Annotated in this window: 14 protein-coding genes; 8 read left to right on the top strand and 6 right to left on the bottom strand. The window is 70.8% G+C overall.

Annotation, left to right across the window (positions count from 1 at the left end):
• Positions 1-155 precede the first annotated feature (155 nt).
• The gene (locus OG408_RS25620; RefSeq protein WP_266782321.1) at positions 156-740 is read right to left on the bottom strand and encodes a TetR/AcrR family transcriptional regulator; all 585 of its coding nucleotides are present in this window, start codon (positions 738-740) and stop codon (positions 156-158) included.
• Between the two features lie 230 nt (positions 741-970).
• Here OG408_RS25620 and OG408_RS25615 point away from each other — a divergent pair, with 230 nt between their 5' ends.
• The gene (locus OG408_RS25615) at positions 971-1,543 is read left to right on the top strand and encodes a hypothetical protein (RefSeq protein WP_266782319.1); all 573 of its coding nucleotides are present in this window, start codon (positions 971-973) and stop codon (positions 1,541-1,543) included.
• Positions 1,544-1,607: 64 nt separating this feature from the next.
• Here the strand turns inward: OG408_RS25615 and OG408_RS25610 are convergent, their stop codons facing one another.
• A complete protein-coding gene (locus tag OG408_RS25610) occupies positions 1,608-1,922 on the bottom strand; it encodes a hypothetical protein (protein ID WP_266782317.1) in 315 nt (104 codons plus the stop codon).
• A 194-nt stretch (positions 1,923-2,116) separates the two neighbouring features.
• On the bottom strand, positions 2,117-2,563 hold the full coding sequence (locus tag OG408_RS25605) for an ATP-binding protein (protein WP_285572133.1): 447 nt from the start codon (positions 2,561-2,563) through the stop codon (positions 2,117-2,119).
• A 329-nt stretch (positions 2,564-2,892) separates the two neighbouring features.
• Between OG408_RS25605 and OG408_RS25600 the strand changes: the two genes are divergently transcribed.
• From OG408_RS25600 to OG408_RS25585, 4 genes are all read left to right on the top strand, one after another.
• Positions 2,893-3,759, top strand: a complete 867-nt coding sequence (locus OG408_RS25600) for a helix-turn-helix domain-containing protein (RefSeq protein ID WP_266782313.1) — start codon at positions 2,893-2,895, stop codon at positions 3,757-3,759.
• Positions 3,756-4,007 (top strand): DUF397 domain-containing protein, encoded by a 252-nt coding sequence (locus OG408_RS25595; RefSeq protein ID WP_266782311.1) that lies wholly within the window; start codon positions 3,756-3,758, stop codon positions 4,005-4,007. Before OG408_RS25600 ends, OG408_RS25595 begins: the two co-directional genes overlap by 4 nt.
• Before the next feature lie 82 nt (positions 4,008-4,089).
• Positions 4,090-4,908, top strand: a complete 819-nt coding sequence (locus OG408_RS25590) for an SAM-dependent methyltransferase (RefSeq protein WP_285572136.1) — start codon at positions 4,090-4,092, stop codon at positions 4,906-4,908.
• Positions 4,909-5,644: 736 nt separating this feature from the next.
• On the top strand, positions 5,645-6,226 hold the full coding sequence (locus OG408_RS25585) for a Uma2 family endonuclease (RefSeq protein WP_326672161.1): 582 nt from the start codon (positions 5,645-5,647) through the stop codon (positions 6,224-6,226).
• 106 nt (positions 6,227-6,332) lie between these two features.
• On the opposite strand, the gene ychF is transcribed toward OG408_RS25585, so the two are convergent.
• Complete coding sequence (gene ychF / locus OG408_RS25580; RefSeq protein WP_266782305.1) at positions 6,333-7,421, bottom strand: redox-regulated ATPase YchF; 1,089 nt, start codon at positions 7,419-7,421, stop codon at positions 6,333-6,335.
• A 431-nt stretch (positions 7,422-7,852) separates the two neighbouring features.
• Between ychF and OG408_RS25575 the strand changes: the two genes are divergently transcribed.
• Positions 7,853-8,383, top strand: a complete 531-nt coding sequence (locus tag OG408_RS25575; protein WP_266786401.1) for a DUF6542 domain-containing protein — start codon at positions 7,853-7,855, stop codon at positions 8,381-8,383.
• 54 nt (positions 8,384-8,437) lie between these two features.
• Here the strand turns inward: OG408_RS25575 and ppgK are convergent, their stop codons facing one another.
• Together ppgK and OG408_RS25565 are read right to left on the bottom strand one after the other, a co-directional pair.
• Complete coding sequence (gene ppgK / locus OG408_RS25570; RefSeq protein ID WP_266782303.1) at positions 8,438-9,175, bottom strand: polyphosphate--glucose phosphotransferase; 738 nt, start codon at positions 9,173-9,175, stop codon at positions 8,438-8,440.
• A gap of 86 nt (positions 9,176-9,261) precedes the next feature.
• Positions 9,262-10,251 carry a 4-hydroxy-3-methylbut-2-enyl diphosphate reductase gene (locus tag OG408_RS25565; protein WP_266782301.1) on the bottom strand — a complete coding sequence of 330 codons (990 nt, stop codon included), beginning with the start codon at positions 10,249-10,251 and terminating at the stop codon, positions 9,262-9,264.
• A 95-nt stretch (positions 10,252-10,346) separates the two neighbouring features.
• On the opposite strand from OG408_RS25565, the gene OG408_RS25560 reads away from it, so the two are divergent.
• Positions 10,347-11,729: an APC family permease gene (locus OG408_RS25560; RefSeq protein ID WP_266782299.1), complete on the top strand. Its 1,383-nt coding sequence runs from the start codon at positions 10,347-10,349 to the stop codon at positions 11,727-11,729.
• A gap of 60 nt (positions 11,730-11,789) precedes the next feature.
• Complete coding sequence (xseA, locus tag OG408_RS25555) at positions 11,790-13,001, top strand: exodeoxyribonuclease VII large subunit (RefSeq protein WP_326672157.1); 1,212 nt, start codon at positions 11,790-11,792, stop codon at positions 12,999-13,001.
• Positions 13,002-13,026 lie beyond the last annotated feature (25 nt).

The raw sequence follows: 13,026 nt of genomic DNA, 5'->3' as shown, positions 1-13,026 counted from the left end.
AGACTGCGCCCCGGCCACCCCCACTCCCCACCCGGCTCCACGCCCGCCCCGCCGCCTCTCCGCACCCGCACATCCCGTACGCCGCCCAGGCTAGGGCTTCCCCCGGGCGCGCGCCCGGCACTTGCGCTTCAGCCGGCACGTGCCCGTACGGACGGTCAGGCGGTGCGTGCCCGCAGGACGTCTTCGACGCCGAGCAGGAAGGTTTCGGACACCAGTTCCGGATCGAACAGGCACCCGGCGGCCATGGCTCCGTCCCGGAGCATGACCAGGTGCCGCCCGGCCGCATCCGCGGGCTCGCAGCCGGCCCGGGCCAGCAACTCCGTGACGGTGTCCAGGAACCACTGCCGGTGGGCCAGCACGGCACGGTGGATCGGGTGGGCCGGGTCGGCGTACTCGGCCACCGCGTTGAGGAAGGCGCAGCCGCGGAATCCGGGGGACCGAATACCTTCGGTGATGGACCGGGCGACGGCCCGGACCCTGTCCGCCGCCGGTTCGTCGCTCGCGGCCGCGGCGGCGACCTGCGCCCGGATTCCCTTGTCGGCCTGGTCGAGATAGGCGAGGACGAGTTCCTCCTTGCCCGCGAAGTGCCGGTACAGCGTCGCCCGGGTCACCTGCGCCTCCGCGATGATCCGGTCGACGCCGACGGAGTGGATCCCCTCCGCGTAGAAGATCCTCGTCGCCGTGCCGAGCAGCCTGGCTCGCGCTTCGGACGTGCTGCCGCCCGCTGTACCCCGACTCATGATCCCGAGACTACCAAAGCATGAGGGAGAACGTTCGGTCTTGACAGTCGCCGCAGGGGCCCGTTAGATGAAGATGAGACCGAACGTTCTCCCTCATCGGCAGCTTCATCGGCAGCTTCACCGGCTTCCTCATTGGCACCTTCATGGGCTCCCTCATTGCGCGGCGGGACCGCGCCGGGCCGCCCACCAGCCCGCCCCACGCATTCACACCGTCACTGGAAGGCACTCCCATGGACACCCTCGCAGGCACCCCTCCCACCACCGCCGCCACGGCCCTGCGGAAGCTGTACATCCTGCGCTTCGCGTTCGCCGCCGTCTGGGCCGTGCTGCTGTTCGCGTCCGCCGACACCGTGGGCCCGCTGAGCGCGACGCTGCTCGTCGTCTATCCCCTGTTCGACGTGGCGTGCGCCGTCGTCGACCTCAGGTCCGCCCGCGCGACCGGCGGGCCGGCGCGCGGCCTGTACGTGAACATCGCGCTGAGCACCCTCACCGCCCTCGGCCTCGCCGTCGCCGCAACGTCCGGCATCCCTGCGGTCCTGCGCGTCTGGGGCGTCTGGGCCGTCACCGCGGGTCTCGTCCAGCTCATCGTCGGCGCCGCCCGCCGCCGGCTGGGCGGCCAGTGGGCGATGATCGCCAGCGGTGCCATCTCCACCGCCGCCGGCGCGTCGTTCTTCGCGCAGGCGGGCAAGGACGACGCGGCACTGGGCAGCCTGGCCGGCTACGCCTTCCTCGGCGGCGTGTTCTTCCTGGTCTCAGCCCTCCGCCTGAAGGACGGCAACAAGAAGGCCGGCAGCAACAGCTGACGTCCCCCGCGGGGACATCAGTGGTGACTGTCCCCCGGGCGCGCCGGGAGACCCCGGAGCGGGGTCACCGGTCGTCGCAGGTCCTTGAGGACAAGGGCGCCCAGGTGTACCGGACGCGCACTCCCCGGTCGTGCAGCCAGGCGGCCTCGCGGTGCCGGAGTTCGCGTGCGGACTCGGGGGCGATGGCGCTCGGCCAGCGGACGAGTACCGCGGTGACGTGGCCCGTCTGGGCCAGCTGTCTCACCCGCCGCCATCCCCGGCGCCGGCCCGGATCGGGTTCGCCGTAGGTGTCGGTGACGACCTCGGCGATCGTCAGTCCGCGTTCCTGGGCGAACGCCCTGCCTTCCGTCTGCGCGCGCTGCGCGGCTTCCCCGGGCACGCCCGGGGCTCGGTCGGCACATACGTACAGCACTACGGGAGAAGCGGTTTCACCGTGGGGAGTCATGGCCGCCTTCTGCAGAGGATCGAGGGAGGAGGGGTGCCGTCGCGCGAAGGGAACGCGGCGGTCCGTACGTACGGTGTCCTCGCGCGGGCCGGCGCACTGCCTGCCGTGGCCCGGCACTCGGACCGACGTCAGGAGTGGGCGGTCAACTCGGCCCATACGACGTTGCCTTCGGCCCGTGTCGAGCGTGCCGAGCCCCAGCGGTCCGCGAGTTGCGAGACGAGGAACAGCCCTCGCCCGTTCTCCTCACCGGGCCCGGCACGGTGGTCGGGCGGGCGGATCGGGGTGCTGCCCTCGTCGTGGAGTTCGATGCGCAGGCGCCGCTCGTCGCCGCTCAGCGTGAGGCCGCACAGGAAGCGACCGCTGCCGGTGTGGAGCACGGCGTTCGTGGTCAGCTCGGAGACCAGCAGCACCGCGTCGCAGCAGGTGTCACCGGGCAGCTTCCAGGCGGCGAGCCGGTCACGCACGGTGTCGCGGGCGGATCTCACGCTGGTGCGCAGCGCGGGCAGACCGAACCAGCACTCCCGGCGCGGCACGGTCCCGGCTAAGGCGGGGGTCGAGGCCGGGGCTGAGGGCATGGACAGAGTCACGGATGTCGCCTTCCAGCGCCTGCGTGGGGACGGGCGCGGTGAGGGGATGCGGGCTGCAACCCGAGCGGGGGGAGGGGCGCGCCGATTCGATGGCCCAGCAGCGGGGGCCGATGACGGCATCGGGATTCCGCGCCCTCTCCGGGCCGGACCCCTGCGCCGTCGTTATTGGCTTCACCACTCACGCATCCACTATGCGCGTGATAGCGCACCGGCTGCAACCGACTCCCTGATAATTTCAGAAGCGCGGGTATCACCCTGGCATCGACACCAAACCCCTGTAAGAATGGCGGTGTTGATGGACTCTCAGGAGGTTGGGCGTGAGCGATGCCCGTACCGGCACCAGCGCGCCGACAGTCCTGCGCATGATCCTCGGCCGTCGGCTGCAGGACATGCGGCTCGGCGCCGGGGCCTCGCTTGAGGACGCGGCGAAGGCACTGCGCGTGAAGACGCTGACGATCCGCCGGCTGGAGAAGGCCGAGGTCGCCCTGAAGCCTCTCTACGTGGAGAAGCTGCTGGAGACCTTCGGCGCGGAACGCCAGGAGATCGACGAGTTCGTCGAACTGGCCGAGCAGGCGAACAAGCCCGGCTGGTGGCACTCGTACCGCGACGCCGTCCCCAGCTGGTTCACCGCCTACGTCAGCCTGGAGACCGGCGCCAAGACCCTCCGCACCTATGAACCCCAGTACGTCACCGGCCTGTTGCAGACCTCCGACTACGCACACGCCGTGCTGCGCGGCGGGTTGCCGAACGGCAGCGAGGAAGAGCTGGCGCGCCGGGTGGAGTTGCGGCTGCACCGCCAGCGCCTGCTGGAGCGGGAGGACGCCCCCACGTTGTGGGTGGTCATGGAGGAAGCGGTCCTGCACCGCGTGGTGGGCGGCCCGCAGGTGATGCGGGAGCAGATCGAACGGCTCCTGGACCTCTCCGAACGCGCGCACATCAGCCTCGACATCGTGCCCTTCACGGCCGGCGCGCACGTCGGAGCCTGTGCCCCGTTCACGTACTTCCGGTTCGAGGAACCCGAGTTGCCGGACATCGTCTACAGCGAACTTCTGTCGGCCTCCGTCTACCTGGACCAGCGCGCGGACGTCGTCTCCCATCTGGAGGCCCATTCCCGCATGGCGCTGCTGACGTCGTCCGATGACAGCCGGGCGCTCTTGAACCGCATGCGCAAGGAGTACTCATGACGATCACCGAAGAGGGCGTCTACAACGGCATGCCGGCCCGCGATCTGGGGGAGCACGGCTGGGAGCGCCCCTGGAGCGGGCCGAACGGGGGCCAGTGCGTCGAGACGAAGCAGCTCGCGGACGGCCGCGTGGCCGTACGCCAGTCCACCGACCCGGCCGGTCCGGCGCTGATCTACACGCCGGAGGAGATCGCCGCGTTCGTCCGCGGGGTCAAAGAGGGACTGGCCGATCACTTGGCCGCCGGGTGAACCGACGGCAGGCACCAGGGACGACGGCACCCGTCCCGTCCCCGGCCCGCGGGCCGATCGACTCACGCACGAAGGGGAGCACATGACCACCAGGCAGACCGGCCGCGATCTCGACACGAGCAAGGCGCACTCGGCCCGGATGTACGACTACTTCCTCGGTGGCAAGGACCACTTCGAGATCGACAAGGACGCGGCCCTGGTCGCCGCCCAGGCGCACCCCGGCATCTACGTGACCGCGCGCGAGAACCGGGCGTTCATGCACCGCGCCACCCGGGTCCTGGCGCAGGAGCACGGCATCCGCCAGTGGCTCGACATCGGCACGGGCATCCCGACCGAGCCCAACCTGCACCAGGTCGCCCAGTCCGTCGCGAACGACGCCCGCGTCGTCTACGCGGACAACGACCCGCTCGTCCTCAAGTACGCCGAACGCCTCATGCGCAGCACGACGCAGGGCCGCACGGCGTACATCGAGGCCGACATCACCGACCCCGACTCACTCATGAGCGCCGTGGAGGACTCAGGGGTCCTGGACTTCACCCAGCCCATCGCCCTCTCCCTCAACGCGCTCATGCACTTCATCACCGACCCGCACGACCCGTACGCCATCATCCGCCGCCTCCTCGACCCGCTCCCGACGGGCAGCGCCCTCGCCATGAACCACTGCACACCCGACTTCGACCCCGTCACCTGGAACAACGTCGCGGAGGTCTACACGAAGTCCGGCTCCCCGGTGCAGTTCCGCTCCCACAGCGACGTGCGCCGCTTCTTCGACGGACTCGACCTGGTCGCCCCCGGCATCGTCTGCTGCCACCGCTGGCGCTCCACCGGTCCCGCCAAGGGCGAGCCGGAGATCACGGACGCCCAGATCAGCCTGCTGGCGGGCGTGGGCATCAAGCGCTAGCCGAGCGGCGGAGCCCTCGTATTCACCCACTCCACCCCACCGCGGCTGAGCCGTCACGGAAACGCGGAAGGGGCCGGGCTCAGGTGAGCCCGGCCCCTTCCGGTGCCTGCGTCTCTGGCGGATCGACAGCCTGCGGCAGGCGATGCGCTACACGTTGGCGGAATGTCTGCGGCCCGATCCTGACCTGCGGCGGAGCCCCACCCAGGGCTCTGACCTGGGATTTCCTCGTTGGGATGCGTTGGCTCCCGACGGCCGTTCACGGGTGTCCTGCGGACTGGCTGCGGACTGGCTGGGCACCCCAGGCAGAGAAATGCGTGGCACGCCGGCGTGACCTCCAAGGAGACTGCGCAGGTGAGCGACTCCTCCCCCTGCCCGTGCTGCGGGCACCGCGCGGGTGCGATGCCAGGCTCGTACGCGATCTGCGCATCGCAGCGGGGCGCTGGACGATGCTTCGGATCTTGCGGCCCCCTACGGCCGTGACCGGCCCGACGCTGCAGCGCCCCGCCTGATGAGGACGCTCGTACGGAAGTCGGCGTCCCGGTACCTGCGTACCCCAACGGCTGTCCGCAGAGCCGAGCCGGTGTGGAGGCGCTCGCCCGGTCGGATGCGTGCGCACGGCCGGGACGTGCAGCGCAGGCGCGGGTGGACGGCCCGCGTTTGGGTGACGGGGGCGGTTCTCGTTTCGCCCGTCGTCGACCTCATGGTCCGGACCTCGCTGAGTCGCTACGGTTGAGCCATGACCGCACTGCCCGACTGGATGCGCCCGCCTCGCGCGGAAGGCTGGTTCGCGGAGGACCTGGACCGCCTCCCGGAAGCACCGCGCCACACCGAGCTGATCGACGGAGCCCTCGTCTTCATGATGTCCCCGCAGCGGTGGTGGCACGGCCATCTCGTCACGATGCTCACCGTGGCTCTCATGGAGCAGGCGCCGGCCGACGTAAGGGTCGGACGGGAGATGACCATCAAACTCGATCAACGCAATCGGCCCGAGCCGGATCTGCTGGTGACGACGGCCGACTTCGACGGTGACCGCACCTGGTTCGCACCGGATGAAGTAATACTCGCCGTCGAGGTGGTTTCCCCCGAGTCCGCACACCGGGACCGCACGGTAAAGCTCCGCAAATACGCAGAGGCCGGCATCCCGCACTACTGGCGCATCGAGGACGAGGACGGAGCACCCATCGTCCACGTCTACGAACTTGACGAGCCAACCGCCACCTATGTACCCGTTGGCATCTTCAGGGGCTCGCTCAACCGTCCGGTGCCCTTCGAGATCAACCTCGACCTGGAGAAGCTCGCTCCACCCCGCCACAGCTGAGTGAGCACCAAGTCAGCACGGAGATGCGGTGGGGGGCCGGACTTACCCAAGTCCGACCCCTCTGACCAGCATTCTTGACGAGCACTAGCCTGCAGTAGCCAACTCGCTACACGTTGAAGCGGAACTCCACCACGTCCCCGTCCTGCATGACGTAGTCCTTGCCCTCCATGCGCGCCTTGCCCTTGGCGCGGGCCTCGGCGACCGAGCCGGTTTCGACCAGGTCGTCGAAGGAGATGATCTCGGCCTTGATGAAGCCCTTCTGGAAGTCGGTGTGGATCACACCGGCCGCCTCCGGGGCCGTGGCGCCCTTCTTGATCGTCCAGGCGCGGGTCTCCTTGGGGCCAGCCGTGAGGTAGGTCTGGAGGCCCAGCGTGTCGAAGCCGACGCGGCCGAGGGTGGCGAGGCCGGGCTCTTCCTGGCCCATCGACTGGAGGAGTTCCAGCGCCTCGTCGTCGTCGAGCTCGATCAGCTCGGACTCGATCTTGGCGTTCAGGAAGATGGCCTCGGCGGGGGCGACCAGGGCGCGCTGCTCGTTCTTGAAGTCCTCGTCGACCAGCTCGTCCTCGTCGACGTTGAAGACGTAGAGGAAGGGCTTCGTCGTCAGGAGGTGGAGCTCGTGGAGCAGGCGGCCCTTCTCCGTGCCGGCCGTGATGCCCGCGTGGAAGAGGGTGTCGCCCGCCTCCAGGATCTTCTGGGCCTCCTCGACCGCCGCCAGGACGGCGGCCTTCTCCTTCTGGAGGCGGGCCTCCTTCGTGAGGCGGGGGACGGCCTTCTCGACGGACTGGAGGTCGGCGAGGATCAGCTCGGTGTTGATCGTCTCGATGTCGTCCTTGGGCGAGACCTTGCCGTCGACGTGGACGACGTTCTCGTCCTTGAAGGCGCGGATGACCTGGCAGATCGCGTCCGACTCACGGATGTTCGCCAGGAACTTGTTGCCCAGGCCCTCCCCCTCGCTGGCGCCGCGCACGATGCCCGCGATGTCGACGAAGTCGACCGTCGCCGGCAGCAGCTTCTGCGAGTCGAAGATCTTCGCGAGCGTGTTCAGGCGGGGGTCGGGGACGCCGACGACGCCGACGTTCGGCTCGATCGTGGCGAACGGGTAGTTGGCCGCCAGCACGTCGTTCTTGGTCAGGGCGTTGAACAGGGTCGACTTGCCGACATTCGGCAGACCGACGATTCCGATCGTGAGCGACACGGTGGCGACTTCCCTAGGGGGTGGACGGGCTCGAATGGACGTCGGGCCCGGGTGGGCCGATTCTCCAGTTTACGGGCGGGGGCGAGTGGGTCGTCACGGGTCCTGGTGGGGCGGGAGTGGGGTGGGGGCGGGGTGCGCCCCCGGGCCGTGCGGAGAGGCGGGACGGGGTGCCGGGGCGGGCGGAGTCCGGTGCGGGTTCCGGGCGGAAATCGGTTCCCGTTGGGCCGTGTGGCATCGAACTCATCGCCAAGGTCACCCAAAGCGCGTGTCCCGCACCTGTTTCCTCCTGCCCGTCGACCTACGTTGTCCCGGTGGAGCAGCACAGGACACGTCCCCCGCAGCGCAGGCAGACCCGGCAGGCCCCGCTGTCCCCGCTCGGGACCGAGGGAGCCGAAGGCACCGTCGCCGAAGGCGCCACCGTCTATCGCGTGATGAGTACGCCGGCGAACCGGGCCCGCCCGGTGGCGCCCGCCGTGCTCGCCCTGCGGCGGCTGCCCAACCCCCGGCTGACCGGCATCGGTGCCGGGCTCTTCGCGGCCGCCGTCATGTTCGTGATCGCCTGTGCGGACTGGCTGCTGTTCGACGGCTCGTCCGCCGTGTTCGGGGTCCTGTTCCTGCCGGTCAGCGCGCTGACCGCGCTCTGGGTGCGGCCGGCCGACCTGGTCACCGCGCCGATCAGCGTGCCGATCGCCTTCGCCGTCGGCATCATCCCGATCGCCGGCGGCACGGGCGGCTTCGGCGGGCAGACCATGGCCGTCGTCACCGCGCTCGCCGTCCACGCCGGCTGGCTGTACGGCGGCACCCTCGTCGCCGGTCTCATCGCGACCGTACGGAAGGTCCGGCTGATGCGGGCCCGGCAGCGGCGGATGATGCAGGCCGCGCACACCGCCCGTCCCGCCGCACAGCCGTCCCCGGCTTCCCGGGCCGCCGGACGGGCACCCCGGCGGCCGTCCCAGCGCTAGGTGTTCCGAAAGTCCCGCCCGCCTGCCGGACCGGGCGTCGGGCCGGGGCCCTCGTCAGCGGCCCGCCGCCGCCATCGCCGCGCCCACGATGCCCGCGTTGTTCTGCAGCTCCGCGGGCACCATCTCGGCGCGCACGTGCTCGATGAGCGGCAGGAACTTGTCGGCCTTGCGGCTGACCCCGCCGCCGATGACGAACAGCTCGGGCGAGAACAGCATCTCCACGTGGGCCAGGTACTTCTGCACCCGGTGCGCCCAGTGGTGCCAGCTCAGGTCCTCGTCCTCCTTGGCCTTGGTGGAGGCGTGCTTCTCCGCGTCGTGGCCGTGCAGCTCCAGATGGCCGAGCTCGGTGTTGGGCACGAGCCTGCCGTCGATGAAGAGCGCGCTGCCGATCCCCGTGCCGAAGGTCAGCATGATGACCGTGCCCTTGCGGCCCCGGCCCGCGCCGAACGTCATCTCCGCGATGCCGGCCGCGTCCGCGTCGTTCAGGACGGTGACGGGGAGGCCCAGCTTGTCGCTGAGCAGGGCACGGGCGTCCAGATCGACCCAGCCCTTGTCGACATTGGCCGCGGTGCGGGTGATACCGCCCGTGACGACGCCGGGGAACGTGATGCCCACCGGTCCCTGCCAGTCGAAGTGGCCTACCACCTCCGCCACGCATCCGGCCACGTCCTCGGGGGTGGCCGGATGCGGGGTGAGTACCTTGTGGCGCTCCTGCGCCAGGTCTCCGCGGTCCAGGTCCACGGGAGCGCCCTTGATCCCGGATCCGCCGATGTCCACGCCGAAGATCTCCATGTGATCCACGGTACGGGCACCCGGCGCCGCTCACTTCCTGGAACGGGAAACCCGCCGGACCCGGCGGGGCCCGGTCGCGCCGGGTCCTATTCCGCGGACAGTGCCGCCGCCTCCGCGCGCAGGTCGCGGCGGAGCTCCTTCGGCAGTGAGAACACGATGGACTCCTCGGCCGCCTTCACGATCTCGACGTCCTCGAAACCCCGCTCCGACAGCCAGGCCAGCACGCCGTCGACCAGGATCTCGGGCACGGAGGCGCCGGAGGTGACGCCGACCGTCGAGACGCCCTCCAGCCAGGCCTCCTCGATCTCGTCCGCGGAGTCGACGAGGTGGGAGTCGCCCGCACCCGCGCCGAGTGCGACCTCGACCAGGCGGACCGAGTTCGAGGAGTTCTTCGAGCCGACGACGATCACCAGGTCGGCGTCCGCGCCCATCTGCTTCACCGCGATCTGGCGGTTCTGCGTGGCGTAGCAGATGTCGTCGCTGGGCGGCGAGATCAGCAGCGGGAACTTCTCCTTGAGCGCTCCGACCGTCTCCATCGTCTCGTCGACCGACAGCGTGGTCTGGGAGAGCCAGACGACCCGGGAGGGGTCGCGGACCTCGACGTTGGCGACGTCCTCGGGGCCGTCGACCAGGGTGATGTGCTCGGGGGCCTCGCCGGAGGTGCCGATGACCTCCTCGTGGCCCTCGTGGCCGATGAGGAGGATGTCGAAGTCGTCCTGCGCGAAGCGGACGGCTTCCTTGTGGACCTTGGTGACGAGCGGGCAGGTGGCGTCGATGGTGGCGAGCTTCCGCTCGGCCGCCTCCTCGTGCACGGTCGGTGCGACGCCGTGCGCCGAGAACATCACGATCGAGCCCTCGGGGACCTCCGCCGTCTCCTCGACGAAGATCGCGCCCTTCTTCTCCAGGGTCTGTACGACGTACTTGTTGTGGACGATCTCGTGGCGAACGTAGACCGGGGAGCCGTACTGCTCCAGGGCCTTCTCCACGGCGATCACGGCACGGTCCACGCCCGCGCAGTAGCCACGGGGTGCGGCGAGCAGGACGCGTCGGGGTGTCGTAGCAGTCATGCGTCCCATCGTAAGGCCGTACCGAACAGGCGCGGGGCCGACGGGGTCGGGAGACTGATCAGGACGATCTTCACGCGCTCGACGACGCGACCGACGGAGGGCTCATGGCCGGCAGCGACAGCGATTCCGGCGGGGACACGGATTCCGGCAGCACCAGCGCCCGTGCGGGGCTTCGGCGGACGCTCGGCTTCCGGGACCTGGTGGTCTACGGGCTGCTCTTCATCGCCCCGATGGCCCCCGTCGGCGTCTTCGGCACCCTGGACGCGAAGTCCGACGGCGCCGTGGCGCTCGTCTACGTCGCGGCGACCGTGGTGATGGCGTTCACCGCCTTCAGTTACGCCCAGATGGTGCGGGTCGCCCCGCAGGCCGGCTCGGTGTTCGCGTACGCGCGCAAGGGGCTCGGGGAGGGGCCGGGGTTCATCGCCGGATGGATGGTGATGCTGGACTATCTGCTGATCCCGGCGGTCGCGTACCTCTTCTCCGGGATCGCGATGAACGCGCTGGTGCCGGAGGTGTCGCGGTGGGTGTGGACCGCGCTGGCGGTGGTCCTCACGACGCTGCTCAACCTCTGGGGCGTACGGGCCGCGGCCCGGGTCGGCTTCGCGGTGCTGGCCATGGAGATCGTGGTGCTGCTGGTGTTCCTGGTGTCCGCGGTGGTGGTGCTCACGCGGGACGGGGCGCAGCGCGGCTGGCTGACGCCGCTCACCGGGGATTCCGGCTTCTCCGCGACGGCGGTGCTGGGTGCGGTGTCCGTGGCGGTGCTGTCGTATCTGGGCTTCGACGCCATCGCCTCGTTCGCGGAGGAGGTGACGGGCGGTTCGGCGAAGGTGGCGCGGGCGGTGCTGTTCTGCCTGGTGCTGGCGGGGGTGCTGTTCGTGGCGCAGGCCTATCTGGCGGCGCTGCTGGAGCCGATGACGTCGGCGGAGCTGGCCGCCGATCCGGCGGCCCAGGGGTCGGCGTTCTACGACACGGTGGACTCCGCGGTCGGCACCTGGCTGCACGACCTGGTGGCGGTCAGCAAGGCGATCGGGGCGGCGTTCGCGGCGCTGGCCGGGCAGGCGGCCGCCGGGCGGCTGCTGTTCGCGATGGCCCGGGAGCGCCGGCTGCCCGCCCTGCTGTCGAAGATCGACCCGCGCTCGGGGGTGCCGCGGACCGCGATCCTGATCGCGGCGGTGATCACGCTGGTGGCGGCGGTGTGGGCGGCCCGGCGCGACGACGGTCTCGACCATCTGGTGTCGGTCGTGGACGTGGGGGCGCTGACCGCGTTCGTCCTGCTCCACGCGTCGGTGGTCGGCTGGTTCGTGGTGCGCCGGATGGAGGGGCCGCCGAACTGGTGGCGGCACGTCCTGATCCCGGTGGTCGGGGCCGCGGTGCTGATCGCGGTGATCGTGGAGGCGACGGGGAGCGCTCAGGTGGTGGGCGCGTGCTGGCTGGTGGTGGGGCTCGTGGTCCTGCTGGTGCAGCGCGGGCGCCGGGTGGCGGGGTGAGGGCGTGGCTGGCGCCGCGGGACCGGTCCGTTGTCGGCGCCGGCCGATACGCTCGCCCCTATGGCTCTACAGACTTCCCCGGAAGCTCCGCTGCCCGTCGGTGACGTGTCACGGCTGATCGGCGGCTGGATCGACCGGCTCGGCGCGGTCTGGGTCGAGGGGCAGATCACCCAGCTGTCGCGGCGGCCGGGGGCGGGGGTGGTGTTCCTGACGCTGCGCGATCCGTCGCACGACATCTCGGTGGGCGTGACCTGCTTCCGGCAGGTCTTCGACCGGATCGCGGACGTGGTGACCGAGGGGGCGCGGGTCGTCGTCCTCGCGAAGCCCGAGTGGTACGCGCCCCGCGGCCAGCTCTCGCTGCGGGCCACGGAGATACGGCCGGTCGGCATCGGCGAGCTGCTGGTCCGGCTGGAGCAGTTGAAGAAGTCCCTGGCCTCGGAGGGTCTCTTCGCCCTCGACCGCAAGAAGCCGCTGCCCTTCCTGCCCCAGCTCATCGGGCTGGTCTGCGGCCGCGCGTCGGCGGCCGAGCGCGATGTGCTGGAGAACGCGCGCCGCCGCTGGCCCGCCGTCCGCTTCGAGGTGCGCAACACCGCGGTGCAGGGGGTGCACGCCGTGAACCAGGTGGTGCAGGCCGTCAAGGAGCTGGACGGACTCCCGGACGTCGACGTGATCGTCGTGGCGCGCGGCGGGGGCAGCGTGGAGGACCTGCTGCCGTTCTCGGACGAGGAGCTGATCCGTACGGTCGCGGCCTGCCGCACCCCCGTCGTCTCGGCGATCGGGCACGAGCCCGACTCCCCGCTGCTCGACCTGGTCGCCGACGTGCGGGCGTCCACTCCCACGGACGCGGCGAAGCGGATCGTGCCGGACGTGGGCGAGGAGCTGGACCGGGTGCAGCAGCTGCGGGACCGGGCGCTGCGGACGGTACGGGGGCTGCTCGACCGGGAGGAGCGGGGGCTGGCGCACGCGCTGGGGCGGCCCTCCATGGAGCACCCGCAGCGGATGGTGGACGAGCGCGCCTCGGAGGTCGACGCGCTGATCGGGCGCGGCCGGCGGGTGCTGGGCCATCTGCTGGACCGCGCGGACTCGGAGCTCGCCCACACCCGCGCCCGGGTGGTCGCGCTGTCGCCCGCGGCGACGCTGGAGCGCGGTTACGCGGTGCTCCAGCGGGCGGACGGGCACGTGGTCCGGGACCCGGCCGACGCGGGCGCGCCGGGGGATGCGCTGCGGGCCCGGGTGTCGGGCGGCGAGTTCGTGGTGCGGGTCGCCGAGTGAGCGGCCGGGAGTGACGGATATGCCT

Source organism: Streptomyces sp. NBC_01257 (genome assembly GCF_035917255.1).
In the GTDB taxonomy this organism is placed as follows: Bacteria; Actinomycetota; Actinomycetes; order Streptomycetales; family Streptomycetaceae; genus Streptomyces.
This window is presented reverse-complemented; position numbering and strand designations above follow the sequence as displayed.